Source organism: Chlamydia pecorum E58 (assembly GCF_000204135.1).
GTDB lineage: Bacteria > Chlamydiota > Chlamydiia > Chlamydiales > Chlamydiaceae > Chlamydia > Chlamydia pecorum.
Genome location: NC_015408.1, coordinates 790,615 through 817,489, shown reverse-complemented (window position 1 = coordinate 817,489; position 26,875 = coordinate 790,615). Strand labels below are relative to the sequence as shown.

The following is a 26,875-nucleotide window of genomic DNA, read 5'->3' as shown; positions in this document are numbered from 1 at the left end:
ATTATTGTGATTTCTCTATTAAAAATGCCTAAGTTATCCCCTACTATGGAGAAAGGAAAGATTGTTAAATGGTGTAAGCAAGAAAACGAACAGATTCGTTATGGAGATGTTCTGTTAGAGATCTCTACAGATAAAGCTGTTCTAGAATATACAGCAACAGAGGATGGCTGGCTAAGGAAATGCCTTGTACAGCCTAGTGATGTGGTTGCTATTGGAGCTCCCATTGCTGTGATATCTACAGAGCAAAATGAAACCTTTGATCTTGAAACTCTACTTCCCAAAGCTGCGGAACAAATTCCGGTACCTACTCAAGAAGCACCTTCTTCAGAACCCCCCTCTACTTCCAATCCTGCAACCCCTTCAATAACATACATGGGCTTTAAGCCTGAACCTCCTTTGGATTCCTTATTAGCTTTCCCTTCTGCATCTCAAAATTCAGCAATTTCCCCTTTAGCAAAGCAAATTGCTAAAGAAAACAACTTAGATGTGACTGCAATCCCTGGAAGCGGCCCTGGAGGACGCATTACGAAAAAAGATTTAGAGAAAGCTCCACCCAAAGGGATTGCTGGTTTCGGCTTCCCTAAGGTTCCAGATGTTCCTCCAGGATCTTACCATGAAGAGGAGATGTCTCCAGTAAGAGAAATTATTGCCTCTCGGCTACAAGCAGCAAAAGCTTCAATTCCTCATTTCTATATCAAACAACAGATTTATGCGACTCCCCTACTCAATCTCCTTAAAGAGCTACAAATGCAAAATATCAAGCTCTCTATTAATGATTGTATCGTACGAGCATGCGCTCTAGCCTTAAAGGAATTCCCTGAAGTGAACTCAGGGTTTAACAGTGTTGATAATAAAATCGTTCGCTTTGAAACGATAGATATTTCTATAGCTGTGGCAATTCCTGAAGGCATCATTACTCCTATTATCCGTTGTGCAGATAGAAAAAATACTGGAATGATTTCTGCAGAGATCAAAGCCTTAGTTGCGAAAGCAAAAAGCCAGTCTCTTCAAGAAAATGAGTATAAGGGAGGTTCTTTTTGTGTTTCGAACTTAGGCATGACAGGAATTACAGAATTCTCGGCAATTATCAATCCTCCTCAAGCTGCAATTCTTGCTGTAGGAAGCGTAGTTGAACAACCTATTGTCCTTAACGGAGAGGTAGCTATAGGCGCTACTTGCATACTAACGCTGTCTGTAGATCATCGTGTAATCGACGGCTATCCTGCAGCGATGTTTATGAAAAGACTCCAAAAAATTCTCGAGGCTCCTGCTGTGCTTTTATTAAACTAGAGCTTCCTTAATTAAGACTCTCCAGAACAGGATGTGCACGGCACAGACCAGATGTTAGCAGCGTAGTTTTGAACCGCTCTATCGCTCGAAAAAAATCCCATACTTGAAGAATTATAAATTGATTTTTTAATCCACTCTTCAGAGTTAGTAAATAGGCTTGCTGCCTGTTCGTGAGCATCAATATAAGCTTCCAAATCTGCCAAGACAAAAAATGGATCTCCCTCATGAAGGAGCCTGTGTACTATAGGCTTGAATAGGTTCTTATCCTCAGGGCTAAAAAACCCCTCATCAATTAAATTCAGAATGTGTTTAATTTTCGGATTGTTATCACAAATATTCTGGGGATAGTATTGAGGACGCAAGGAGGCTATCTCTTCTTCTTGGAGGCCAAAAATAAACATATTCTCCTTACCAATATATTCTGCCATTTCTATATTTGCTCCATCCATAGTGCCTATGGTTAGAGCTCCATTCAAAGCGAACTTCATATTTCCTGTTCCAGAAGCTTCCATTCCCGCCGTGGAAATCTGCTCAGAAAGATCTGCTGCAGGAATTATGACTTCTGCCATAGACACACAATAATTTGGTAAAAACAGGACTTTAAGCCTATCTTGCATTGCAGAATCGTTATTTATACGATCTGCAACAAAATTGATTAGCCTAATAATAAGCTTTGCCATGGCATAGCCCGGAGCAGCCTTCCCAGCAAAAATCACTGTAGTAGGTACTGTAAGAGAGGTATTATGTTCTTTAAGATCTATGTAAAGATAGATCACCCTAAGGATGTTCATAAGCTGACGTTTATACTCATGGATCCGCTTAATATGACAATCAAACAAAGACTCAGGGTTGACGACTACACCAAGCTTCTTATAAATATAGGTCGCAAGATCCTGCTTATTTTTTAACTTTGCTTCATGCCACTGCTCTCTAAAGCTAGCATCCTCAGCGAAAGGCTTGATCTGTGCAATTTCAAAAAGATCTACAATATGGCGATCTCCAAGTGTCTCATCGAGAAGCTTATTCATCCTAGGGTTACAGAGAGCTAGCCAACGTCTTGGGGTAATTCCATTAGTTACATTAATAAACTTCTCAGGGAAAAATTCGTAAAACTCCTTAAATAAGGTTTCCTTAATGAGCTTGGAATGAAAAGCTGATACCCCATTGACCTTTGAAGAACCAATAACAGCAAGATTTGCCATATTTACACGCTTCTCACTTCCCTCTTCAATAATGGATAATGCGCGACGCTTGTCGTTATTCCCCGGATAACGCTCTGAAACCTTTGCTAGCCATCTCGAGTTGATCTCATAAATAATCTCTAAATGTCGAGGTAATAGCTTCGCAAATAACTCTAGAGGCCATCGTTCTAAAGCCTCAGGAAGGATGGTATGGTTCGTGTAATTAAATACTGCCGAAGTAATTTCCCAAGCTTGATCCCAGGACATCTCCTCACGATCTACCAATATGTACATCATCTCAGCTATTCCTAAAGCAGGGTGTGTATCGTTTAGCTGCACGGAGACCCTTTCTGAGAGTTTTTCTAAGGAAATATGGGTTTTGGTATATCTACGAAGGATATCTTGTATCGTTGCAGAAACTAAAAAGTATTCCTGCTTTAAGCGCAATTCTTGTCCCTCAGAGATAGAATCATTAGGATAAAGAATCCTAGAGATGTTCTCAACCAAAGCGATATCCTCAATAGCGCGGATATAATCCCCATGGTTAAAATAGCTAAATTCAAAGCCGTGGGGAGATTGCGCTTGCCATAGCCTTAAGGAATTCACAGTGTCATTGCCATAACCAGGAATGGGAACATCATAAGCCATAGCTAAGACCTCCTGGCTATCTACCCACTCGGCGATCTCTTTCCCACGAGAATCCGTATAATGGATTACCCTACCATAAAAATGCACAGGATAAAGATACTCTCCACGGCAAATCTCCCAGGGATTCCCATAACGCAACCACTCATCAGGAGCTTCTACCTGCTCGCCATTGACAATCTTTTGATCAAAAATCCCATAATCATAACGTATGCCATAGCCATATGCTGGAACCGCAAGCGTAGCCATAGAATCCAAATAGCAAGCGGCAAGCCTCCCAAGGCCACCATTCCCTAACCCTGCATCAGCTTCCATTGAAACAAGATGATCGAAATCATAGTTTAAGCAAGCAAGAGCCTTTTTGACTAAATCCAAAATGCCCAAGTTTAACAGGTTGCTCTTTAAGCTTCTGCCAATCAAAAACTCCATAGAAATATAATAGACCCTCTTTACATCGTTATCATAATAACGACTTTGAGTCTTCAACCATCCCTTCGACAGCCACTCCATGACAGTCTTTGCAACAGCCATAAAGATATCCCGAGGAGAAGCAGATTCAGGAGTCTGCACAACTCCTAAATACAAGCGATCCAATATCGCCTGCTTCATAGTTTCAACAGTCACCTGATTCTTATCGAAATACGGAAAATCTTCCATGTAAATGGCCGTGAAAAAAATCTACTTAGTGCCCAACTAATAAGAAAAATTAGAAAAAAAAGGAAGACCTTCCTATCTACAAAAAACCAAGATTTTAACAAGCTCCTCTCATAAACTTCTCCAAGGTTTTAATTTATTTTATTAAAATAAAATTATTCAAATTTGACCGTAAAAGATAATTATGTATATAATTATTTGTCTTTAATTTCATGAGAATACTATGTCAGTAAAAGCACATGAACGTGGAGCTTGGGCAGGACGTCCAGAAAAAAACGTATTTACACTTTCTGATTATGCTAGCGGTAATGATCCTGTGCAGTCTTGTAAGTCAAGAATAAAAAAAGCTGCGGCGAAAGCCTCTGACCTGGTATCACAAGACAAAAAGAGTTTCTTCACCCAACACAAGACTCTATGTACTTGGCAAAATATTAAGCCAATTCTTTGTGCTATAGGTTTAATTCTAGCCTCCCTAACCAGCATTATCTTAATAGTCCAAAGTGGGGTGACACTTGCTGCTGGAATCTGTTGTGTATTAGGGCTTCAGTTAATCATGTTTTCTTGTGGAGCTGCTTGTCTCTGCTTACGCATAAGAACACTTTATCAGCAAATCCGCGCCTCATAATAGAGATTATAACTTAATTTCATCTTCCTCTTGAGGAAGGAAATCTAAGCTTTTATTTGCAGCCGTCAAGTGTTTAGAAATGTCTTGGACAGCAATGTGAACGTCATTGCCGACATTTTCAACTTTCTGAGCAATAAGGCGTATCGAAGAAATCACTGTGGAGTGATCTCGAGAAAAAATGTCCCCTATACGGACAAAAGATAAAGCAAGTTTTTGTCTACATAAATACATTGCTATTTGGCGCGGAAGAACATATTCTCGAGATTGTGAACGCCCTAAGATGCTTTCTTGAGTCACTCCATAGTATCGTGAAACGGCCCGAATGATTCCATTTGGCGTAAGACGAACACTTTTAGCAATCTCTAAAACATCCTTTAAAAGGGTTCTAATATCATCTTCATAAAGCAGTTGCTGAGAAAGCTTTTTATACGCAACACGCTTAGATAGCAGCCCTATAGCATGAAGTAAATTTTTTACATTTGCAGATAAGGAAGAGATCAGGAAATCCAAAGCAAACTCTTGAATACGTATTCCCTGAATTTCAGCTTGACGCATTAATAAATTTCTTAATCCCTCGGTTCTTAGAGGCTGTATGGGCACGACAACGCCCCACTCAAACCTACTAATTAGCCGCTCTTCCATAGCTTTTAAATCTGCCGGGGCATAACAGGAAGAAATAACAATAAGCTTCCCTTCTGTATGTAGGGAGTTGAATGTATGAAAAAATTCCTCCTGAGTGGCGTTCTTACCAGAAAACACCTCGATATTCTCTATAAATAATGCATCAACATTACGATAAAATGCGCGGAACCTCTGCATTTCTCCAGAGCGAATAGCAGAAACTAGATGCTCCGTAAAAAGATCCGAAGAAACATAGAGAACCTTGTCACAGCTCTCGCGAAGCATATGAATAGCAGCTTGCATTAAATGGGTTTTCCCTGCCCCCTCAGGACCAAAAAGGTATATAGGATTGAAGGGAAAGCTCTTACCTTCTTCTATTCTTGCAAACTCTTGTAAAATTCTAAAGGGAAGATCATTTTCTGAAGAGACTAGAAAACTCGAAAAAGACATTTCCGGAAGCACTTCCCCATATTGCATAGTAAAATATGAGGTTTTTTCTTGCTGAATATGCTTTTCTTTAGAAAAAGACGCATTCTTATCCATAGAAGTAACATGGACTCGAATGGGCTTACCATTGTTATTCACAAGACCAGCCTTAACCTTATGCCGCATGTGCTCTTCAAACCAAGTGACTTGGAAAGAATCCTTCGCTTCTAAATACAGGTTGCAAGCATCAAAACACACGACTTTCAAAGAGCGTAGCCACTTATCTACAGTACTGCTACCTATCTCCTGTTCTTGTAGCAAAAGAAAATCTTCCCATGCCCGCATAAATTATAAGCTCAATTTAACTAGCTTGTTTAAACACTAATAACATAACCACGTTTTTTCTAGTATCACCGATGTTTTTGCTTATTGTTTAAAGTAACTTCATTTTTAAGATGTTTACTATCTAAAACTTTATTAGTAACCCACTGTTGAATTATTCCTAAAATCATCGAAGAGAGCCAGTAAATGTTCAATCCTGAAGGGAAGTTATAAAACATCGCAGTGAATAATATCGCCATGACTGTTCCCATAGTCTGCTGTTGACGCTGCTGTTCTGTCATCTGCCCTTGCTTATTGTAGTTTGTCATTTTCTGCTGAACAAACATCACCAAGCCTAAAATTATAGGCAATACATGAAACTCATTTCCTATAAACCAAATCGGATGTTGCCAAGAAAACAATACATCTGGAGCAGTTAGGTTATCTATCCACCCTGGGAATAAAGACGCACCTCTCAATAAAAATGAGGATTTCAATAAATCAAACATAGCAATTAAAAAAGGCAGTTGAATCAACAACGGCAAACATCCCGTAATTGGGTTCACCTTATTTGCCTTATATAAAGCCATTACCTCCATCTGTGCACGTCTAGGCTCTTTCTTATACTTTTGCTGGATCTGCTGAATATAAGGAGATAGCTTCTGCATGCGCCTCATAGAACGAATAGACCACGCATTCAATGGATAAAGGAGCAACTTTAAAAAGACCGTTAAAAGCACAATAGATAGTCCCCAAGATCCTGTTAAGGCCTTGAAAAACTTCATAATTACAAACAACAAAGAAGCAAACGGAGCCGTGATAAAAGAAAGGAACCCACGCAAGGAAATACAGGATAAATACTGAGGATTCTCTCCATTTTCCTTTGTAAAAGTTTTATCCAAAGTCTTTAATGAAGGTTCCGCTAAAGGCCCAGCGTAAACTAAAAACTTAGAGCTACCAGCTTCTTTAGGCAAAGGCATTAAGGTCTCATAGCCTGGATATTTTGCAGCCGGGAAAGCTTGATTTCTCGGTTCCAAAAGAGTTAATCGAGTAGGCAATACAGAGCCTGGAAGATATAAAGATGCAAAGCCTGTAGGGATGTTGGTTAATGGGGTAAGGATAATTCCAAAATATCCATTAGAATTCAATATCCATTGAGGATGGGCTCCCCTTTGAAACATGAGTGGTGTTTTCATTTTAGGAAGCTTGGCCTTGTCCAGTTGTCCCTTACTTTGCACTCTGTATTGGATCGCAGGCATAAATGCATTAGACATAATTTCAACTTCAGGAACCCCAGAAGTTATCCACATATCTGCAAGGTTTTCTGAAGAGACTACTTCTACTTCAAAAGCATAGGGCTGAGAAGTAGGATCCTCTGGCAAGGTATAAATTTTTTGAAGGCTCTTATCTAAGCTTTCTAAATGGATTGCTTTAGAAGTAAAAGAAAGCACGCGATATCCAGAAGCTATAGGCATAGACAGCTCCTTTCCAGAAACCACATTAAGCGCATGATAACTTATAGGGACGCGTCGTTTTGCATCACTCAATATTCCCCTTCGAAGCAAGGAATAATACCCACCAACTTGTCTCTCAACTTTTTCTCCATGTGCATTAATACAAGAAACTCCTGGGAAAAACGCTTGCTCAGGATCTTGACGAACTAAATCTCTATCAAAGCCAATCTCATTAACAATACTCTCTTTACTTGTAGAGACAAAGGGAAGATTAATTTCTTCTATAGATCCACTTTCTTGAGAGATCAAAAGTTGCATGTAGTCATTAGAAAGGACAAAGTGTTCGTTACTTCTGAAAGATTGAGGCGCTTCACTTTGTCCATCAAAAATCGCAGCTCTTGCCATAGGCAAATCAATAAAGGTAAGACGCTCCCTCTGTGAATCATACACTCCTAAAGGTAAATACTTATTTCCCGATCTCCAGAAAACAAGAGACGTACCGAAAATCTCGCTATCTTTATTCCAAATCTTTCCTTGCTTATATTCCCCAAGAAATACAAGAGGCGCTTTACGGTTGCGAAACTCTACAACTAAAACAGGAAGAACCTCATCATTTAAAGGAAGATATACTTTTGCATTTTCAGAGAATACCCCAGGACGATCTTGGCTATACAATGCCAAGTGCACATTATCAAAAGCATGTGTTTGCTCTACAAAATTCCAAGCCTCTCCAGAAGCATACACAAGATCCGAAACACTCCCTGTATGGGGAAGCAACATATGTTCTCCAACACGCACGGCATAGTGAAGAGAAGACTCCTCTGCATCTTTTGTAAAACCACAGGAAACAACACTCAGTCCTGTCGTTTCTGTTAAGGAAAGAATCTGTTCTGAAATCTCTTGTTGCCTTTCTGAGAGCTTTTTATAAGAGCTATACTCCTTATAGCCAAAAAATGTCTGGCAGCCAACAAAAGCTATTCCTACCAAGGAGAAGAACAGAAAAGTACGTTTATTCATCTGATAAACTCTAAAAAATTAAATCGAAAAGGCAAAAATAGCATAAATCTATTTATCTCTCATAGGAGAATTATGAAACGCAGTTATTTTGAACTAAATCACTTTCGTTCTTTTTTATATTTCACAAAACAAATATAAAACAAAACTCCACCAGATAAAAATAAAGGCAAAGATAAGATTTGTCCAATAGTTAACAAGCTGTTATCGCTTAAAACATTCCCCTGATGACTCTTTACAAACTCCGCAAAGAAGCGAATCACAGCAACCCCCATACATACGATAGCTGTAATCCAACCACGACCAAGTTTTAAATACCGTTTATATGTAAAAACATAAAGAACGAGAGATAATAACAAATAGCTTACTCCCTCATATAATTGCACAGGATGTACAGGAATCCCACGGGCCCCTTGTATAGGGTCAGAAAAAATCACCCCCCAAGGAAGAGAAGTTGGTGTCCCAACAATTTCCTGGTTCATAAAGTTCCCCAAGCGAATCAAAAATGCAGAACATCCAAAAACGGCCCCACAAAGATCTGTGAGGAATAGCGGAGTTAACCAAGGTAATTTTTTCCGATATATGTAAGAAAAGATGACAATCCATATAAGCAGCCCAACGATTGCCCCATGACTCGATAATCCTCCATTCCAAATCTTGAAAATTTCTTTGGGATTACGCATGTAAAAATGAAAGCCATAAAACATGACATATGCCAAGCGAGCCCCAACAACAACAAAGAACAAAGAGTATAATGCAAAATTTTCTAAAGCTTGTTGGACTTGTTTTTTTAAACAAGTATTTTCACAATCTTTATCATGGAGGGAAAGCACTAGGTATATTCCAGAAACGCACGCCAAGAAAATTCCTGAGACAAAAAACAAACCATACCAAGTTAACCGGATAGGAAAAGACTCTGACACCCATAAAAACTTCGAAAATCCCCAATAGACTGCTGCGATACTTGCCATCGTCATCCTAAAAATAGCAATAAAATCTACTTCATGCGTATAATAAAACAATTAAAAATAAGCGCAATAATATGAAAAAAAATTCTCACCAAGCATTAATTATGCTTCCAGGGGTTTTATGGGTTGTTGCAGGCACTAAGCTTATCCTCAAAGCCGTCTCTGCTATTTTGAATGCCGAGCTACCTTTTTCTCTTAGCCTACTTCTTAGCATACTTTCTTGGGGGATGTCCTATATAAAACATCACTACATTCTAAAACGCTCAGCAGAGACACAACACACCCTTGCAGTTCAGCTAATATTTAAACGAATTACTGCAAAGAAGTACCTCAAGGCCTCTTTTCTCTCTAAGCGGTTTTTAATTATGGTTTCCATGATTTTCTTATCTTTAGGTTTACGACACCTTATCTCACACATCCCTAGCCTCTTTATCTTGCGCGCAACCATTGGATATGCTCTTATCAGAGCAGCCAAGACCTATTTTTCTCTTATTCAAAAAACTCTTCCTCAAACATAACTAAAGGCACTAAAAACTTTATGGAAATTATCCATATTGGCACAGATATCATTGAAATCCAAAGAATTCGCAAAGCTATAGAAAAGCACGGGAAGCACATCTTGAACCGGCTTTTTACCATTAAAGAGCAAGAATACTGCCTTAAAAAGGCTCATCCCTTCGCTTCTTTTGCAGCAAGATTTGCTGGAAAAGAAGCTGTTGCTAAAGCTTTAGGGACAGGAATTGGCAAAATCGTAAAATGGAAGGATATTGAGATCCTAAAAACTTCTAGTCAACCTGAAGTTTTTTTAGCTCCTCATATCCCTGCGAGCACAGGAATAAATAAAGTCATTCTTTCCATTAGTCATAGCCAAAACTATGCTACAGCAACAGCTATTGCATTAGCTTAAGAATCTTTCTGCTTCTAAAGCCGCCATGCACCCAGTTCCTGCAGAGGTAATGGCTTGCCTGTAATGCTTGTCTTGAACATCCCCAGCAGCAAAAACCCCAGGAATAGATGTTTGTGTTGTCCCCTTATTTGTTAGGATATAGCCCGACTCATCAATATTCACTTGTCCAGCAAGAAAATCCGTATTTGGCTTATGCCCAATTGCAAAAAACACTCCAGCTGCTTCCCGAGTCTCCACTTGCTCAGTAACGTTGTTTTTAATATCTACAGCTCGAACTAAAGAGTCTCCAGAAATTCTTATAATCTCACTATTCCATAAAAAAGTAATCTTATCATTTGCCCTAGCCTTATTCTCCATAGCTTTGGACGCTCTTAAAGAATCCCTTCTGTGAACAACGTAAACCTGCTTCCCATAGCGAGTCAAAAATAAAGCCTCTTCCAATGCTGAATCCCCTCCCCCAACAACAAATAAATCTTTATTCTTAAAAATAGGAGAAGCTCCATCACACACTGCACATGCTGTGACTCCTTTTTGCCAAAATTCGTCATCTCCAGCTCCAGGAATATCCAAGCGCTTTGCTGAAGCCCCCGTGGCTATAATGCAGGCATCACATGTATAAATCTCTTCATTAGAATATAAGACAAAAGGCCTCTTACTAAAATCTACAGAGGTAATATCCTTAGAAAGAACCTCTGTTCCATAACGCACCGCTTGAGCTTTCATTTTTTCCATTAATACAGGGCCTAAAATACCTTCTGGAAATCCAGGAAAATTTTCAACTTCTGTTGTGGTCATCAGCTGCCCACCTGCCGTCCCCGAAAAAAAACCCTCGAAAAGGCGAGGTTGGAGTAAAGCTCTTGCAGCATATACTGCTGCAGTATAGCCCGCCGGGCCTGAACCAATAATAATCACTGGAGAATGAGACATTTGTTGCTACCTTTTCATGTTTTGAAAAATAAAAGAGCTAGAATAAATAATTTTTTTTTATGCAACAAATAGAATAAAAAGTCCTGCATAAGCGAAGCCTTGCCTTTTTTAAGGTTTATATTTACACTGTCTTTTTTGACTTTGTAGTTTTTAGGAGAATAACATTAAATGCCGAAACAAGCTGAATATACTTGGAGCTCTAAAAAAATTCTGGATAACATTGAATGCTTGGCGGAAGATGTTGCCGAATTCAAAGACCTACTTTACACAGCGCATGGAATTACCTCGAGCGAAGATGAATCCAATAATGACGTACAGCCCGGCGCTATCCTAAAAGGCACAGTGGTAGATATCAATAAAGACTTTGTTGTTGTTGATGTGGGACTAAAATCTGAAGGGGTAATCCCCATGGCAGAATTTATAAACTCGTCAGAAGGCTTGGCCCTTGGAGCTGAAGTTGAGGTTTATTTAGATCAAGCTGAAGACGATGAGGGTAAGATTGTTTTATCTAGAGAAAAAGCTACAAGACAACGTCAGTGGGAGTATATTTTAGCCCATTGTGAAGAAGGATCTATCGTTAAAGGCCAAATCACACGCAAAGTCAAAGGTGGTCTCATTGTTGATATTGGAATGGAAGCATTCCTTCCTGGTTCACAAATTGATAATAAAAAAATTAAAAATCTTGATGATTATGTCGGAAAAGTTTGTGAATTCAAAATATTAAAAATTAATGTTGAAAGAAGAAATGTTGTGGTTTCTAGACGAGAGTTGCTAGAAGCTGAAAGAATTTCGAAAAAAGCAGAGCTTATTGAGCAAATCACAATTGGAGAACTGCGCAAAGGTATTGTCAAGAATATTACTGATTTCGGAGTCTTTTTAGATCTTGATGGTATCGATGGTCTTCTTCACATCACAGATATGACATGGAAGCGTATTCGACATCCCTCAGAAATGGTTGAGCTTAATCAGGAACTAGAAGTTGTAATCCTTTCTGTAGATAAAGAAAAAGGTCGTGTAGCTTTAGGGTTAAAACAAAAAGAACACAATCCTTGGGAAGATATTGAGAAAAAATATCCTCCAGGAAAGCGTGTGTCTGGGAAAATTGTTAAACTTCTTCCCTATGGAGCATTTATTGAAATTGAAGAAGGGATTGAAGGACTTATTCATATTTCAGAGATGTCTTGGGTGAAAAATGTCGTCGATCCTAGTGAGATTGTAAACAAGGGCGATGAAGTTGAGGCTATCGTATTGTCTATTCAAAAGGATGAAGGAAAGATTTCCTTGGGATTGAAACAAACAGAGCACAATCCTTGGGACAACATTGAGGAAAAATATCCTATCGGCCTTCATGTAAAAGCTGAAATTCGAAACCTGACAAACTACGGAGCTTTTGTTGAGCTAGAGCCAGGGATTGAAGGGCTTATCCATATCTCTGATATGAGTTGGATAAAAAAAGTGTCTCACCCTTCTGAGTTATTCAAAAAAGGCGATGTAGTTGAAGCTGTTATTCTTTCTGTAGATAAAGAAAGCAAAAAGATCACTCTTGGGGTGAAGCAGTTAAGTGCAAATCCTTGGGATGAAATTGAAGCGATGTTCCCTGCTGGTAGCGATATCTCTGGTGTGGTTACAAAAATTACAGCTTTTGGAGCTTTCGTTGAATTACAAAATGGAATCGAAGGATTAATTCACGTTTCAGAACTCTCAGAAAAACCTTTTGCAAAAGTCGAGGATATTATCTCAATAGGAGATACTGTACATGCAAAAGTAATTAAATTAGACCCTGATCATAAAAAGGTGTCTCTTTCGGTAAAGGAATATTTGGTCAATCAAAGTCTCAAAGATGAAGAGAACTCAAGCGAGCTAGATTCTGATTCATATACTCCTGCAGAAAAGAAAAGGAAAGGAAAATAGAAGATTAAAATTTTATAGAGGGTATTTCATTATACTCTCTCTATTTCCTTACTTATAAAAGGTGTGTAATGAACAAAGATCTTATAGCTATTTTTGACTACATGGAAAAAGAAAAGGGTATTCAACGCACAACAATTATCAGTGCTATTGAATCAGCTCTTAAAATAGCAGCCAAAAAAACTTTAAGGGATGACGCTAATATTTCTGTAAATATTAATCCTAGAACAGGTGATATTGAAGTTTTCTGTGAAAAAGAAATTGTTGATTTCTGCAACAATCCTAGCAAAGAAATTCCTTTAGATAAAGCTCGGGAATTTGATCCAGACTGTGAAATCGGACAGTATATGGATGTTCCTTTTGTTTCTGAGAATTTTGGAAGAATTGCTGCACATACAGCACGACAAATTATCGGTCAGAAACTACGCTACGCAGAAAGAGACGTTATTTATGAAGAATATCGCCATCGAGTAAACGAGATTCTTTCTGGGGTAGTTAAGCGTTTTGTTAAAGGCTCTAATTTAATCATAGATCTCGGAAAAGTTGAGGCTATCTTACCGGCACGTTTTTACCCCAAAACAGAAAAACACAAGATTGGTGATAAAATTTATGCCTTACTTTATGAGGTTCAAGAGCTAGATAATGGTGGGGCTGAGGTTATTCTCTCAAGAAGTCATCCAGAGTTTGTCAAGCAACTATTCTTACAAGAGGTTCCTGAATTAGAGGAAGGAGTTGTAAGCATTGTAAAAATTGCTCGAGAACCAGGTTACCGCACAAAGTTAGCTGTAAGCTCTTCGGATTTCAAAACAGATCCTGTAGGAGCCTTTGTAGGTATGCGAGGAGCTCGAGTAAAAAACATTATTCGAGAATTAAATGACGAGAAAATAGATATCGTTAATTATTCTAGTACGCCTACAGAGCTATTACAAAATCTTCTCTATCCTATAGAGATTCAAAAAATCGCTATTTTAGAAGATGACAAAGTCATTGCGATTGTGGTGAATGATGCAGATTATGCAACAGTTATAGGAAAGCGTGGAATTAATGCGCGTTTAATTAGCCAAATTTTAGACTATGAGCTCGAAGTTCAACGTATGAGCGAGTACAATAAATTGCTGGAAATTCAACGTCTTCAACTCGCAGAATTTGATAGTCCCCAATTAGATCAGCCTCTTCAAGAAATAGAAGGAATTAGCAAGTTAGTCATTCAAAACTTAGAGCATGCAGGATACGATACAATTAGGAAGGTATTATTAGCGAGCGCTAGCGATCTTTCCTCAGTCCCTGGGATTGGTTTAGAGCTTGCTTATAAAATCCTAGAGCAAGTCAGCAAATATGGAGAAGGTAAAGTTGACGAAAAACCTGAAACTGAAAATTAAAAACGCTCAGCTAACAAAAGCTGCTGGTTTAGACAAATTAAAACAGAAACTCGCTCAAGCAGGATCTTCAGAAACAAAGTCTTCTGTAGAAAAATCTTCAACTAAAGAAAAAAGCTCGTCTTCGGCTAGTTCTACAACAGAGGAGCTTCGGTTTTCGCCAACTGCAGAGCAAGCACCTCGTCGTATTCGAGCAAAAAATCGTTCTTCTTTTCTGTCTGCGGATGAAGAGGTATCACCTTCTCCTCAACAACCTCTTCCTAACTCTTCTGCTATAGAAGATGCTCCAGAACCTGCTGTAATAAATGAAGTTATAGAGGAAACTCCTCTTCCTTCCGGTATTTCTGACGAAGCTATAGAAATTGAAGTAAAGGAGAATACCCTCCCCTCACAGCAGGCTCCTAAGGTTCCGAGTGAAGAGCCTAAAAGCGTCGTTATGATTAAGTCCAAGTTTGGACCTACAGGGAAGCATGTCAATCATCTATTAGCAAAAACCTTTAAAGCTCCTTCTAAAGAAAGCAAAGCTCCCTCTAAAAAAGAGTTTGCAACAACAAGTAGTCCTGGCAATCAAAAAATAGCGAAATCTGATTCTGGGCAAAATCGAGACGACAAGCCTACACAACAACAGGCAAATCGTTCGGGACCTTTTCCCCGTAGGGATACAGGGAAAAAAGCTCTTTCAGATTTTAAGGATCGTGCGAGAAAAGAAGAAGGTGTCAAAGCCTTTACAGGTAGGGATCGTTATGGTCTGAATGAAGGAGGAGAAGAAGATCGTTGGAGAAAAAAACGTCCACAGAAAACAAAGAAACATTACGACGAACATACAATCCAGCGTCCTACACATATCAAGGTCCCCTTACCAATTACCATAAAGGATCTTGCTGCGGAAATGAAGTTAAAAGCTTCTGAGCTTGTCCAGAGACTCTTTATTCATGGGATGACCTATGTTGTCAATGATGTTTTAGACAATGAAACTACGGTGCAGTTTATTGGCCTTGAATTTGGTTGTACCATAGATATTGACTCTTCAGAGCAAGACAAGTTATTCCTAACTTGCAATACGGTAAAAGAAGAAATCGAAGCCACAGCTCCTGAAAAACTTATAATTCGCTCGCCTATTGTTGCCTTTATGGGGCATGTTGACCATGGGAAGACAACCATAATTGACATGCTAAGGAAAAGCAATGTTGCAGCTATCGAAGCTGGTGCTATTACTCAGCATATGGGGGCTTTCCGTTGCACTACAGCGCAAGGAAACATTACTATTTTAGACACTCCAGGTCACGAAGCGTTCTCAGCAATGCGTGCTCGAGGAGCAGAAGTTTGTGATATTGTTGTACTTGTAGTTGCAGGAGATGAAGGAATTAAAGAGCAAACTTTAGAAGCTGTAGAACATGCAAAAGCTGCGAATATCGCTATTGTTGTTGCTATCAATAAATGTGATAAGCCAAATTTCAATGCTGAGACTGTTTACAGACAACTTTCTGAAATTAACCTGCTTCCTGAAGCTTGGGGAGGCTCTATTGTTACAGTTAACACTTCAGCAAAAACTGGAGAGGGGCTTTCGGAACTTGTAGAAATGCTAGCATTGCAAGCTGAAGTCTTGGAATTAAAAGCAGATCCTAGTGCAAGGGCTCGAGGTCTTGTAATTGAGTCCAAACTACATAAGGGCTTAGGAAATATTGCCACCGTATTAGTTCAGAATGGGACTTTACGCCTTGGAGAATCTTTTGTTCTTAATGACTGCTACGGTAAAGTCAAGACCATGCATGATGAGCATAATAATCTCATGACAGAGGCAAGTCCTTCTACTCCTGTATTGATTACGGGCCTATCTAATATGCCTAAAGCAGGAGATCCTTTCCTTGTTGTGAAAAACGAGAAGACAGCTAAGGAGATTATTGAGGCAAGGCTAGCAGGTCAACAGCGTATCTCATTGCTACAAAAGAAACGTCCGAATTTTGATTCAGTATTACAGAATAAGAAGACGCTCAAGCTTATTCTTAAGGGTGATGTGCAGGGATCTATTGAGGCTCTTGCAAATTCGATTTCTAAAATTAAATCGGAAAAAGTAAATGTGGAGATTCTTTCTCATGGTGTTGGAGAAATTTCAGAATCAGACATTCGCCTTGCAGCAGCATCAAAAGCAACAATTATTGGTTTCCATATAGGAATAGAGAGTCATGCCGAACCTTTAATTAAGAGTTTAGGGGTTAAAACTCATCTCTTTACGATTATTTACCATGCTGTAGATGCTGTTAGAGAAATGATGACAGCACTTTTGGATCCTATTGCTGAAGAAAAAGACGTTGGATCTGCAGAAATTAAAGCAATCTTTAAGTCTTCTCAACTTGGGATTATTTATGGATGTTTTGTTAATGAGGGCGTAATTATTAGAAACAACAAGTTTCGAATCGTACGAAATAACGAAGTCCTTTGGAAAGGTTCTCTTTCTTCATTAAAACGAGCTAAAGAAGATGTGAAGGAAGTTAGAAAAGGTTTTGAATGTGGTTTAATTTTAGATAACTACCAACAAGCTCTTGTAGGTGACATCCTACAGTGCTATGAGATCATCTATCACCCGCAAAAATTATAGTTTGCGTATTATGAGTGGGAACAGACGGATTCAAAAGGTAAATTCCCTTTTAAGGGAAGCAATTGCAGAAGTTATTCTTAAGGATGTTCAGCACCCTAAGATTTCTAATCATTGGATTACGGTAACACGAGTATCGTTATCTAAAGATTTGCGCTTTGCCCAAGTTTACGTTTCTATTATGCCACAAGAAAAAGTCACAATACAAGAAACCCTCGAAGCATTGAAAGTTTCTGCTGGGTTTATTGCTTGTAGAACATCTAAGAAAGTCGTTCTTAAATATTTCCCTGAACTTAATTTTCATCTTGAAGATATATTTTCTCCTCAAGACCATATAGAAAGCCTACTTTGGAAAATCTGGAAAGAGTGTTGAGTGTAACGACATTCGAATAAATTATGAATGATTAAAGAATAGCTATGGAACTTGCAACGGAACTCAAAGAGGGCATTCTTCTTATAGATAAACCTCAAGGAAGAACTTCCTTTAGTCTGATTCGAGCTCTTACGAAGTTACTGGGAGAAAAAAAGGTCGGTCATGCTGGAACTTTAGACCCCTTTGCTACAGGGGTAATGGTAATTTTAGTAGGGAGACGTTTTACACGTTTATCTGATGTTCTTTTATTTGAAGATAAGGAATATGAAGCAGTAGCGCATTTAGGAACAACTACAGACTCATTTGATTGTGATGGGAAGATCGTCGGGAGATCAAAAAAGGTCCCCTCTCTAGAAGAAATCCTTATTGCTGCAAGTTACTTCCAAGGAGAAATCCAACAGATCCCTCCCATGTTTTCCGCTAAGAAGGTCCAGGGAAAAAAGCTTTATGAGTATGCTAGAAAAGGGCTTTCTATAGAGAGAAAAAGCGCTACGGTTCAAGTAAACCTGCAGATCACTAAGTATGAATACCCCCTCCTACATTTTATTGTTCAGTGTAGTAAAGGGACCTATATTCGTAGCATTGCTCATGAGCTTGGCAACATGTTAGGGTGTGGGGCGTATCTTGAGCAACTTCGTCGCTTACGTAGTGGGAACTTTTTTATAAATCAGTGTTTTGATGGTAGTCTTTTAGATCTTCCAGATTTTGATGTTCTTCCCTACTTCAGAGACGCACATGGAAATCTCCTATAAGCTCGCCTCCTCTGTCCCTATTGATTCCCTTACTGTTGGTTTTTTTGATGGGTGTCACTTGGGGCATCAAAAGCTTTTGTCCATATTGACATCCTATCCTGGCTCTTCAGGAGTGATTACCTTTGATCCTCATCCTCAAGCAGTTCTAAGTAAATCTCCCAAGCTCATTACGGAAACTCCAGAACGCTTAGAGCTGCTCCAAAAGTTCCCTATAGATTTCTTAGGGATTCTTCCTTTTTCTTTAGAGTTTGCATCTCTATCAGCAGAAGAGTTTCTTTCCGAGCTTCATTCTCAACTGCATTGTAAGCGTTTAATTTTAGGCCCTGACTCTCGCTTAGGAAAAGGTGGCTTAGGAAATATAAAAACCTTACAACCTTTAGGGAAAAGCTTAGGGATAGAGATCGTTCAAGCCCCTTCTTTTTACTTCAATAATGAGGTCATCTCAAGCCAAAAGATTCGCAAAATGCTGTCTCATGGGGACTTAGAGACTGCTCATCTTTATCTTGGGCGTCCCTATGCAATTTGCGGCACTGTAACAGCAGGAAATGGCATTGGCTCGAGGTTAGGATTTGCAACCTTGAATGTGATCAAAGAAGAATGTTTGCTTCCTTATGGGGTATATGCTTGTGAAGTGAAGCATAAACATCAAACATACTTTGCTGTGATGAACTTAGGTGAAGCTCCGACGGTCCATCGGGACTCCTTATGCTTAGAGGCGCATCTCTTTAACTTTTCTGGGAACCTTTATGGAGAAAGAATTACTTTCTTTCCAAAAAAGTTCCTTAGGGAAGAAAAAAAATTTGCTTCTAAGGAGGAACTCATATGCGCGATAAAGCACGATGTCCTTCAGGCCAAGACTCTCTTTCACCTATCTTCTTAATTATGTAAAAAGAGAAGAATATCTCCATCTTTCACTACATAATCTCTCCCTTCAGCTCGTAGTTTCCCAGCTTCTCGTACTCCATTTCTCCCTTGATACGCGATGATATCTTCCAAGGTGACTACCTCCGCGCGAATAAACCCTTTCTGAATATCAGAGTGGATTTCTCCTGCTGCCTCTACAGCTGTTGCGCCATTAGGGATTGTCCATGCACGGGTTTCCTGAGGGCCTGTAGTAAAATAGGAAATCAATTCTAATGTACTGTAGGCAGCGCTGACAAGCTTCTGTAAACACGATGATTCCAATCCCAAGCTCAATAGAAATTCCTGACGTTCTTCAACAGGAAGGGAGACAATCTCTTCCTCTATCTGTACGCAGATAGGCACTACCTGGGCGTTTTCCTTAGATGCGATTTCTCTTACCGCAGAAACATAGGCGTTGTCCATTTCTGGAAGGGCATCCTCACCAACATTTGCTACATAAAGCATTGGCTTCATAGTAAGAAAAGGGTAAGGCTTCAAGAGAGCTCGATCTTCAGGGGTCATCTCTAAAGAACGTACTGGCTCCCCTTTTTCTAAATGCACGAGAAGTCTATCTAACAAAGGTAAAACGGCTCCGATATCTTTTTTCCCTTTTGACAGTTTCTCTAGCTTTCCATAAATACTTTGCGCTGAAGCAAAATCTGCAAGGACAAGCTCAAGGTTAATTACTGCAATATCCTCAGCAGGATCTACCTTACCAGAAACATGGGTCACATTAGAGTCCTCAAAACAACGCACTACATGAGCGATAGCATGGGTCTCTCGAATATGAGAAAGAAAGCGGTTCCCCAACCCTGCTCCAGAAGAAGCCCCCATGACTAAACCCGCGATATCTATAAACTTCATATCTGCATAAAGGATCTTCTTGCTCTGGCTCATTTCAGCTAAGATCTCTAAACGCTTGTCAAGAACAGGAACAATACCTACATTAGGATCTATGGTACAAAAAGGATAGTTACAGGAAGCTACCTGCGCCCCTGTTAACGCATTAAATAACCCAGACTTCCCTACGTTAGGAAGGCCAACAATTCCACACTCTGTATGACTCATATATTATATCGAAAAAAATAGATTCTGATGTTACAGCTTTACGTCAAACTTTAGCTAAGTTGAGAAAACTATAACGTATCTAAAAATTCCTGACAAAGCTTCTCCCTAGCGAAGAAAACTAGAGAAGCAAAAGATAGTCTATTTTACCTTGTGTCGAAGACTGTCCAAACCCCTTAATTTTAAGCACTCTAGGCTTCGCTCTTGAGAAAAACCCTGGTATACGGTAAGTTGCAAGTAATTCCCAATGTAATCCTTTCGATACAATTTTGGCAGTGGCATGGGTGAAAAGACAGAAAAGGCAACGCCAAAGCGACTCAGAGACGCTAGGAAGAAAGGCCAGGTAGCAAAATCTCAAGATTTCCCCTCTGCCATCACCTTTATTGTGTCAATGTCTATGGCGTTCTATCTATCTTCCTTCTTTTACCAACACCTAGGAGGGTTTCTCGTCTCAACATTAACACAAGCCCCTATAAATCATGATCCTAGACTCGCTCTATATTACCTGAAAAACTGTCTTACATTAATCCTAGCAGCTTCTCTTCCGCTGCTGGTTTCTGTGGGGATTATTGGTCTTATTGTAGGGTTTCTTATTGTTGGTCCTGTGTTCTCTACAGAAGTATTCAAGCCCGATATAAAAAAGTTCAATCCTATTGAAAACATTAAGCAAAAATTTAAAGTCAAAACTTTAATAGAATTATTAAAATCTGTCTTTAAAATTTTTGGTGCTGCGCTGATCTTGTATGTGGTTTTGAAAAATCGGGTTCCCTTAATTATAGAGACTGCAGGTGTAGCTCCTATAGTGACAGCGCAGATTTTTAAACAGATCTTTTATAAAGCAGTTACGTCTATTGGCATTTTTTTTGTTGTTGTTGCGGTTTTGGATTTGGTCTATCAACGTCATAACTTTTCTAAAGAGCTAAAAATGGAAAAGTTTGAGGTCAAACAGGAATTTAAAGATACTGAAGGAAACCCAGAAATTAAGGGACGCCGCCGTCAAATCGCACAAGAAATTGCCTATGAAGATCCTTCTTCGCAAATCAAACATGCTAGCACGGTTGTCTCTAATCCTAAGGATATTGCCGTAGCTATTGGCTATATGCCAGAGAAATATAAAGCCCCCTGGATTATCGCTATGGGGATCAATTTAAGGGCAAAAAGAATCCTTGCAGAAGCCGAAAAGTATGGAATTCCTATTATGAGAAATGTCCCCTTGGCGCATCAGCTTTGGGACGAAGGAAAAGAATTGAAGTTTATTCCAGAGTCCACATATGAAGCTATTGGGGAAATTCTTCTATATATTACCTCTCTGCAAGCTCAAAACCCTAATATGAAAAATATTAACCCATCTGATGACTAATGAATAAGCTACTCAATTTTGTAAGTAGAACCTTTGGTGGAGAAGCCGCCCTTAACATGATCAACAGGTCTAGCGACCTACTCCTAGCGATTTGGATGATGGGCGTAGTCTTAATGATCATCTTACCGCTACCTCCAGCACTTGTTGACCTTATGATCACAATCAACTTGGCGATTTCCGTCTTTCTGTTGATGGTAGCTCTTTATATCCCTAGTGCCCTGCAGTTGTCAGTATTCCCTTCTCTACTTTTGATCACCACGATGTTTCGTTTAGGAATTAACATTTCCTCCTCAAGACAAATTCTCCTTAAAGCTTATGCCGGACATGTCATCCAAGCCTTCGGAGACTTCGTCGTTGGAGGAAATTATATCGTCGGATTCATTATCTTTCTGATCATTACGATCATTCAGTTTATTGTGGTTACCAAAGGTGCTGAAAGGGTTGCTGAGGTCGCTGCGAGATTCCGATTAGATGCGATGCCTGGTAAGCAGATGGCGATCGATGCAGACCTACGTGCCGGTATGATTGATGCGACCCAAGCTAGGGATAAACGTGCACAAATCCAAAAGGAAAGTGAGCTCTACGGAGCTATGGATGGTGCGATGAAGTTCATTAAGGGAGACGTGATCGCTGGGATCGTTATCTCCTTAATTAACATCGTCGGAGGCTTGGCCATTGGGGTCACCATGCACGGTATGGATCTCGCTCAAGCTGCCCATGTCTACACCCTCCTCTCTATTGGAGATGGTTTGGTTTCTCAGATCCCCTCTCTTTTAGTCTCTCTTACAGCTGGTATTGTCACTACCCGAGTATCTAGCGATAAAGATTCTAACTTAGGTCGTGAAATCTCTGCACAGTTAGTTAAAGAACCTCGTGCATTGCTCTTAGCAGGCTTTGCAACACTCGGAGTGGGCTTCTTTAAAGGTTTCCCTCTTTGGTCATTTTCTGTTCTTGCTTTGATCTTTTTAGTATTGGGAGTGTTGCTACTTACAAAGAAAAACGCTGCAAAAAAAATGGCAGGGGGAGGTGGGAGCTCTTCAACAACCGTAGGGGCTGCTAGTGAAGGCTCTGCATCTACTGATAGCCCCGATGATTATGCCTTAACTTTACCTGTAATTTTAGAACTAGGGAAAGATCTTTCCAAGTTAATCCACCATAGAAACAAAGCCGGACAAACTTTTATCGATGATATGATCCCAAAGATGCGCCAAGCCCTCTATCAAGATATTGGTATTCGCTATCCTGGGATTCATGTCCGCACGGACTCTCCTTCTCTTGAGGGTCATGACTATATGATTCTTCTCAATGAAGTTCCTTATGTTCGTGGGAAAATTCCTCCAAATCATGTACTAACCAATGAAGTCGAAGAAAACCTCAGCCGTTATAACTTACCATTTATTACCTATAAAAATGCTGCGGGTCTTCCTTCTGCTTGGGTAAGTGAGGATGCTAAGGCCATCTTAGATAAAGCTGCGATAAAATACTGGTCTCCCCTTGAAGTAATTATCCTTCATCTTTCCTATTTCTTTCATAAAAATTCCCAAGAGTTTCTTGGCATTCAAGAAGTTCGTTCCATGGTTGAGTTTATGGAGCGCTCCTTCCCTGATCTTGTAAAAGAAGTTACCCGACTGATTCCACTCCAAAAACTTACAGAGATTTTCAAACGTCTCGTTCAAGAGCAGATCTCTATTAAAGACCTTCGTACAATTCTAGAATCCCTAAGTGAATGGGCTCAGACTGAAAAAGATACTGTCCTGCTTACAGAATATGTTCGTTCTTCCTTAAAGCTTTACATTAGCTTTAAGTTTTCACAAGGGCAGTCTGCAATCTCCGTTTACCTTTTAGATCCAGAAATTGAAGAGATGATTCGTGGAGCAATTAAACAAACATCTGCAGGATCTTACCTTGCCTTAGATCCTGATTCTGTTAATCTGATCTTAAAATCTATGCGTAATACGATCACGCCAACCCCTCCTGGAGGGCAACCCCCAGTACTCTTGACAGCAATAGACGTCAGACGTTATGTACGAAAATTAATAGAAACTGAATTTCCAGATATTGCGGTAATTTCTTATCAAGAAGTTCTTCCAGAAATCCGTATACAACCTTTAGGAAGAATTCAGATTTTCTAAATCTTTAGTGCTGTAAAAGCTGGAGGAATATGGCAGCTGGAGGGACAGGAGGCTTAGGAGGCTCTAAAGCTGTAGATCTTTCTGCAGTTCAAGCTGCTCAAGCAAAAGCTGATGCAGCCGAAGTTATAGCATCACAAGAAAGCTCAGAAATGAGTTTCGTTAGGGATGTCCCTGATTCCTCGAATCCTGCTGCAGCGACTCGCACTAAAAAAAAAGAAGAAACCTTTAAATCTCTAGAATCACGAAGAAAAGGCGAAGCTAAGACAGATAAAAAAACAGAAACTGGGGATAAATCAGGCCAAGACCTTGCAGATAAGTATACTCAAGGAAACTCCGAAGTCTCCGGATCTGACTTAAGAGGAATTCGAGATCAATTATCTGATAATTCCTCTAGTGAAGATGTTTTAAATCTTTTAGCAAGTAAATTTAACGATCCTGCTTTACAAGCCCTTGCGTTAGATTATTTGGTTCAAACAACTCCTTCTTCCAGTGCAGATTTAAAAGAAGCCCTTGTTCAAGCGCGAAATACTCTCCTACAACAACACGGAACAAAAGTCTCTGGAGGTAGAAATGTTTTATTCGCTTCTCAACAATATGGGGAAGCTTTAGGCGTACCTCCATCAAGCTTAAGAGACATTTATAATGTAGTCACAACAACAAATCTAAACTGCCATCAATTACTTGATTTACTGAAAGGTCAGTATTCTCATGAAGAAATGGGTAAGGTAAGCTCTTTCTTATTAAATGGGATGTCTGCTGATCTTAAATCCGAAGGACCTTCTGTAGAGCCTCCTAAGCTTCAACTTTTGATGTCAGAAATTCGAAATTTACAAGCTATCCTAACCTCGTATGAATTCTTTGACTCTAGAGCTCCAACAATACTCGACAGCTTAAAAACTGAAGGCCATACTATTTCTCCTAATGTCAATTCTCGATCTCTTGCCGACGCCTTTCAAGGAATGATCAACGATAAATTCCCCTCATCATCAAAAATGGAAAGAAGTCTCCAAGAACTTGTAGGGAACGAAACTGAAGTACAAACTGCAGTAATGAATCTTTTTGTCACTGCTTTGAACAACACCTCAGCTAGACTCTATGCTTCTGCTAGCAAGCGTCAAGATTTAAAAATGATGATGTTAAACACTTTGGACTCTATCAACCGTGACAATGAAGATTACCCCAAAGCTACGGATTTCCCAAAACCTTATCCCTGGTCATAACCTATGCAAAGCCAGTTCGAGCAACTTTTAGAATCTCTGGGAACCTTGCTACATTCTAGTTTGACTCCAGATAAAAACCATGCATGTTTAATTCGCTTTAGCGAAACTGAAGTTCCAGTGCAATTAGAAGAAGACGGAACCTCGGGAGATATTGCCATAGTAACTATCCTAGGATCCCTTCCCGAAAACACCTTTAGGGAAAGGATATTTAAAGCAGCCTTATCTGTAAATGCCTCCCCCCTTTCAGGGATCAAAGGAATCTTAGGCTATGGTGAAGTTACCAAACAATTATATCTCTCTGACACCTTAAGCATGAATTACCTCAATGGAGAGAAGCTCTTCCGCTATCTGACCTTCTTCTCCCGCCATGCCTATATCTGGATGCAAGCTTTACAATCCGGGAAACTCCCAGACTTACATGTTTTAGGACTTTATCACATCTCATAAGCTCTATTGAAACTCTTCCATTCCATAGAAACATCCCCAGCAGCTTCCTCATGGAAACTCCTAGGGACCACTCCAAAACACGGCATTTGCGTTCCTTTATTTTCTCTTCATACAAAAAATAGCTGCGGCATCGGAGAATACCTAGACCTTCTTCCTCTTATCTCTTGGTGTGCCTCTTCAGGTTTCCATATCCTTCAGCTCCTTCCTCTAAACGATACAGGAGAAGATAGCAGCCCATACAATAGCATCTCCTCAATCGCTTTAAATCCCCTATTTCTTTCTCTAACAGCACTCCCCGAAGTCCACTCTCTCCCTAAGTCTAAGGAAAAACTTCAAGCCATGCATAAACTCTGTGCCTTACCTCATGTTCCCTATCCTAAAGTAAAACAGGCAAAATGGGAGTTTCTTAGGGAATATTATACCCAAATAGGAAAAGCCTCTAGTGCTGACAATCCAGAGTTCCATAAGTTTATAGATAAAGAGTCCTCCTGGCTCTCTCCCTATGCACTGTTTCGAGCAATCAAACACCATATGAATGGGACTCCAAGCACAACATGGCCCATCTCATTGACAGATCAAAAACAGTTTCCTCAATTAGCAAAAACCTTTTCCTCTGAGATACATTTTTTTTCTTATCTACAGTTTCTCTGTTACCAACAACTCTCCCAGGTACGTACCTTTGCTGATCAACACCAAGTCTTTCTTATGGGAGATCTTCCTATTTTAATCAGTAAGGATAGCTGCGATGTGTGGTATGCTAAGGAGTATTTCTCTTCATCAGGATCTGTAGGTGCCCCTCCAGATTTTTACAACGCCGAAGGGCAAAACTGGCAGCTGCCTATCTACAACATAGAAAATCTTAAAAAAGATAACTATATCTGGTGGAAGGAGCGCTTACGCTACGCAGAAAACTTTTATTCTCTATACCGTCTTGATCATATTGTAGGATTCTTTCGCTTATGGGTATGGGACTCTCAAGGAAACGGGAAGTTCTTCCCAGAATCTCCTAAAGAATACCTAAAGCAGGGAACCGAAATCCTCTCTTCTTTACTTCAAGATTCCTCCATGCTCCCTATTGGTGAGGATCTTGGAGATGTCCCTAAAGATATCAAAAAGAGGCTAAAAACTTTGGGAATTTGTGGAACACGCATTCCTAGATGGGAGAAGTACTGGGAATCTGGAGAAGGATTTATTCCCTTTGATAAGTATTGTCCTCTATCCATGACTTCCTTATCCACGCATGATTCCGATACCTTAGCACTGTGGTGGAATAACTCCCCCTCAGAAGCAAAAGAGTTTGCCTCGTTCTTAAATCTCCCCTATTCTTCCAAACTAACTGTAGAAACTCAAAAAACAATTTTAAATCTGTCTCACCAAACTGCTTCAATTTTTCATATCAACCTACTCAATGACTACTTGGCTCTCTGTCCAGAGCTAATCTCAAAGCAGCTATACCAAGAAAGAATTAACGTCCCAGGAACTCTATCCCATACTAACTGGATATATAGAGTACGCCCATCTATAGAAGAGCTTTCCTCTCACGAACGTTTTAATCACTATATAAAAGAAATACTTCCATAAGCTTCAGAGAAAATATCTAGTTTTTTCTAAAAGTTTTTATCAAAAATGTATTACTAAAATTTTTTACACAAAACCACTTTTCCATATATCGTGAAAGATCTAATATAGATTCCTCTTAATGTACTTTTATTT

21 protein-coding genes are annotated in these 26,875 nt (G+C 39.5%); 15 read left to right on the top strand and 6 right to left on the bottom strand.

What is annotated here, in order from left to right; genetic code table 11:
• The first annotated feature begins 6 nt into the window (after nt 1-6).
• Nucleotides 7-1,290 (top strand): pyruvate dehydrogenase complex dihydrolipoamide acetyltransferase, encoded by a 1,284-nt coding sequence (locus G5S_RS03660; RefSeq protein WP_041467031.1) that lies wholly within the window; start codon nt 7-9, stop codon nt 1,288-1,290.
• Between the two features lie 11 nt (nt 1,291-1,301).
• Here G5S_RS03660 and G5S_RS03655 read toward each other — a convergent pair whose 3' ends face one another.
• Nucleotides 1,302-3,773 carry a glycogen/starch/alpha-glucan phosphorylase gene (locus tag G5S_RS03655; RefSeq protein ID WP_041467030.1) on the bottom strand — a complete coding sequence of 824 codons (2,472 nt, stop codon included), beginning with the start codon at nt 3,771-3,773 and terminating at the stop codon, nt 1,302-1,304.
• Between the two features lie 220 nt (nt 3,774-3,993).
• Here G5S_RS03655 and G5S_RS03650 point away from each other — a divergent pair, with 220 nt between their 5' ends.
• Complete coding sequence (locus tag G5S_RS03650) at nt 3,994-4,395, top strand: hypothetical protein (protein WP_013712849.1); 402 nt, start codon at nt 3,994-3,996, stop codon at nt 4,393-4,395.
• Nucleotides 4,396-4,401: 6 nt separating this feature from the next.
• On the opposite strand, the gene dnaA is transcribed toward G5S_RS03650, so the two are convergent.
• From dnaA to G5S_RS03635, 3 genes are all read right to left on the bottom strand, one after another.
• A complete protein-coding gene (gene dnaA / locus G5S_RS03645) occupies nt 4,402-5,787 on the bottom strand; it encodes a chromosomal replication initiator protein DnaA (protein ID WP_013712848.1) in 1,386 nt (461 codons plus the stop codon).
• 65 nt (nt 5,788-5,852) lie between these two features.
• Nucleotides 5,853-8,234, bottom strand: a complete 2,382-nt coding sequence (gene yidC / locus G5S_RS03640) for a membrane protein insertase YidC (RefSeq protein ID WP_041467029.1) — start codon at nt 8,232-8,234, stop codon at nt 5,853-5,855.
• Between the two features lie 98 nt (nt 8,235-8,332).
• A complete protein-coding gene (locus G5S_RS03635; RefSeq protein WP_226328600.1) occupies nt 8,333-9,193 on the bottom strand; it encodes a prolipoprotein diacylglyceryl transferase in 861 nt (286 codons plus the stop codon).
• Nucleotides 9,194-9,273: 80 nt separating this feature from the next.
• Here G5S_RS03635 and G5S_RS03630 point away from each other — a divergent pair, with 80 nt between their 5' ends.
• Together G5S_RS03630 and acpS are read left to right on the top strand one after the other, a co-directional pair.
• Nucleotides 9,274-9,717, top strand: a complete 444-nt coding sequence (locus G5S_RS03630; RefSeq protein ID WP_013712845.1) for a hypothetical protein — start codon at nt 9,274-9,276, stop codon at nt 9,715-9,717.
• Between the two features lie 20 nt (nt 9,718-9,737).
• Entirely contained in the window at nt 9,738-10,106 is a 369-nt protein-coding gene (acpS, locus tag G5S_RS03625; RefSeq protein ID WP_013712844.1) for a holo-ACP synthase, read from the top strand.
• Here acpS and trxB read toward each other — a convergent pair.
• Nucleotides 10,098-11,033, bottom strand: coding sequence for a thioredoxin-disulfide reductase (gene trxB, locus G5S_RS03620; RefSeq protein ID WP_013712843.1), 936 nt, complete (start codon nt 11,031-11,033; stop codon nt 10,098-10,100). The genes acpS and trxB overlap by 9 nt on opposite strands.
• Before the next feature lie 168 nt (nt 11,034-11,201).
• Here trxB and rpsA point away from each other — a divergent pair, with 168 nt between their 5' ends.
• The 6 genes from rpsA (at nt 11,202) to G5S_RS03590 (ending at nt 18,915) form a co-directional block, all read left to right on the top strand.
• Nucleotides 11,202-12,944 carry a 30S ribosomal protein S1 gene (rpsA, locus tag G5S_RS03615; protein WP_013712842.1) on the top strand — a complete coding sequence of 581 codons (1,743 nt, stop codon included), beginning with the start codon at nt 11,202-11,204 and terminating at the stop codon, nt 12,942-12,944.
• A 68-nt stretch (nt 12,945-13,012) separates the two neighbouring features.
• The gene (nusA, locus tag G5S_RS03610; RefSeq protein ID WP_013712841.1) at nt 13,013-14,320 is read left to right on the top strand and encodes a transcription termination factor NusA; all 1,308 of its coding nucleotides are present in this window, start codon (nt 13,013-13,015) and stop codon (nt 14,318-14,320) included.
• A complete protein-coding gene (gene infB / locus G5S_RS03605) occupies nt 14,277-16,913 on the top strand; it encodes a translation initiation factor IF-2 (protein ID WP_013712840.1) in 2,637 nt (878 codons plus the stop codon). The genes nusA and infB overlap by 44 nt, the downstream gene beginning before the upstream one ends.
• Before the next feature lie 10 nt (nt 16,914-16,923).
• The gene (rbfA, locus tag G5S_RS03600) at nt 16,924-17,283 is read left to right on the top strand and encodes a 30S ribosome-binding factor RbfA (RefSeq protein WP_013712839.1); all 360 of its coding nucleotides are present in this window, start codon (nt 16,924-16,926) and stop codon (nt 17,281-17,283) included.
• A gap of 44 nt (nt 17,284-17,327) precedes the next feature.
• Nucleotides 17,328-18,035: a tRNA pseudouridine(55) synthase TruB gene (gene truB, locus G5S_RS03595; RefSeq protein WP_013712838.1), complete on the top strand. Its 708-nt coding sequence runs from the start codon at nt 17,328-17,330 to the stop codon at nt 18,033-18,035.
• Nucleotides 18,019-18,915, top strand: a complete 897-nt coding sequence (locus G5S_RS03590) for a bifunctional riboflavin kinase/FAD synthetase (protein WP_021756607.1) — start codon at nt 18,019-18,021, stop codon at nt 18,913-18,915. Before truB ends, G5S_RS03590 begins: the two co-directional genes overlap by 17 nt.
• On the opposite strand, the gene ychF is transcribed toward G5S_RS03590, so the two are convergent.
• Nucleotides 18,912-20,006 carry a redox-regulated ATPase YchF gene (gene ychF / locus G5S_RS03585; protein ID WP_013712836.1) on the bottom strand — a complete coding sequence of 365 codons (1,095 nt, stop codon included), beginning with the start codon at nt 20,004-20,006 and terminating at the stop codon, nt 18,912-18,914. The two genes, G5S_RS03590 and ychF, sit on opposite strands and share 4 nt — an antisense overlap.
• Nucleotides 20,007-20,283: 277 nt before the next feature.
• Between ychF and sctU the strand changes: the two genes are divergently transcribed.
• Genes sctU through G5S_RS03560 form a run of 5 tightly spaced genes read left to right on the top strand, consistent with a single transcriptional unit; the run spans nt 20,284 to nt 26,743 of the window.
• Nucleotides 20,284-21,363 (top strand): type III secretion system export apparatus subunit SctU, encoded by a 1,080-nt coding sequence (sctU, locus tag G5S_RS03580; protein WP_013712835.1) that lies wholly within the window; start codon nt 20,284-20,286, stop codon nt 21,361-21,363.
• On the top strand, nt 21,363-23,495 hold the full coding sequence (sctV, locus tag G5S_RS03575; protein ID WP_013712834.1) for a type III secretion system export apparatus subunit SctV: 2,133 nt from the start codon (nt 21,363-21,365) through the stop codon (nt 23,493-23,495). The genes sctU and sctV overlap by 1 nt, the downstream gene beginning before the upstream one ends.
• Nucleotides 23,496-23,524: 29 nt before the next feature.
• Nucleotides 23,525-24,715, top strand: coding sequence for a type III secretion system gatekeeper subunit SctW (gene sctW, locus G5S_RS03570; protein ID WP_013712833.1), 1,191 nt, complete (start codon nt 23,525-23,527; stop codon nt 24,713-24,715).
• Nucleotides 24,716-24,718: 3 nt separating this feature from the next.
• Entirely contained in the window at nt 24,719-25,162 is a 444-nt protein-coding gene (locus G5S_RS03565) for a CesT family type III secretion system chaperone (protein ID WP_013712832.1), read from the top strand.
• A gap of 6 nt (nt 25,163-25,168) precedes the next feature.
• Nucleotides 25,169-26,743: a 4-alpha-glucanotransferase gene (locus G5S_RS03560; protein ID WP_041467028.1), complete on the top strand. Its 1,575-nt coding sequence runs from the start codon at nt 25,169-25,171 to the stop codon at nt 26,741-26,743.
• The last annotated feature ends 132 nt before the right edge of the window (nt 26,744-26,875 follow it).

Coding starts and splice junctions, on each gene's coding strand:
- G5S_RS03655 (WP_041467030.1), bottom strand. CDS start 3,773: ATGGAAGATTTTCCGTATTTCGATAAGAATCAGGTGACTGTTGAAACT.
- G5S_RS03650 (WP_013712849.1), top strand. CDS start 3,994: ATGTCAGTAAAAGCACATGAACGTGGAGCTTGGGCAGGACGTCCAGAA.
- dnaA (WP_013712848.1), bottom strand. CDS start 5,787: ATGCGGGCATGGGAAGATTTTCTTTTGCTACAAGAACAGGAGATAGGT.
- yidC (WP_041467029.1), bottom strand. CDS start 8,234: ATGAATAAACGTACTTTTCTGTTCTTCTCCTTGGTAGGAATAGCTTTT.
- G5S_RS03630 (WP_013712845.1), top strand. CDS start 9,274: ATGAAAAAAAATTCTCACCAAGCATTAATTATGCTTCCAGGGGTTTTA.
- acpS (WP_013712844.1), top strand. CDS start 9,738: ATGGAAATTATCCATATTGGCACAGATATCATTGAAATCCAAAGAATT.
- trxB (WP_013712843.1), bottom strand. CDS start 11,033: ATGTCTCATTCTCCAGTGATTATTATTGGTTCAGGCCCGGCGGGCTAT.
- rpsA (WP_013712842.1), top strand. CDS start 11,202: ATGCCGAAACAAGCTGAATATACTTGGAGCTCTAAAAAAATTCTGGAT.
- nusA (WP_013712841.1), top strand. CDS start 13,013: ATGAACAAAGATCTTATAGCTATTTTTGACTACATGGAAAAAGAAAAG.
- infB (WP_013712840.1), top strand. CDS start 14,277: ATGGAGAAGGTAAAGTTGACGAAAAACCTGAAACTGAAAATTAAAAAC.
- rbfA (WP_013712839.1), top strand. CDS start 16,924: ATGAGTGGGAACAGACGGATTCAAAAGGTAAATTCCCTTTTAAGGGAA.
- truB (WP_013712838.1), top strand. CDS start 17,328: ATGGAACTTGCAACGGAACTCAAAGAGGGCATTCTTCTTATAGATAAA.
- G5S_RS03590 (WP_021756607.1), top strand. CDS start 18,019: ATGGAAATCTCCTATAAGCTCGCCTCCTCTGTCCCTATTGATTCCCTT.
- ychF (WP_013712836.1), bottom strand. CDS start 20,006: ATGAGTCATACAGAGTGTGGAATTGTTGGCCTTCCTAACGTAGGGAAG.
- sctU (WP_013712835.1), top strand. CDS start 20,284: ATGGGTGAAAAGACAGAAAAGGCAACGCCAAAGCGACTCAGAGACGCT.
- sctV (WP_013712834.1), top strand. CDS start 21,363: ATGAATAAGCTACTCAATTTTGTAAGTAGAACCTTTGGTGGAGAAGCC.
- sctW (WP_013712833.1), top strand. CDS start 23,525: ATGGCAGCTGGAGGGACAGGAGGCTTAGGAGGCTCTAAAGCTGTAGAT.
- G5S_RS03565 (WP_013712832.1), top strand. CDS start 24,719: ATGCAAAGCCAGTTCGAGCAACTTTTAGAATCTCTGGGAACCTTGCTA.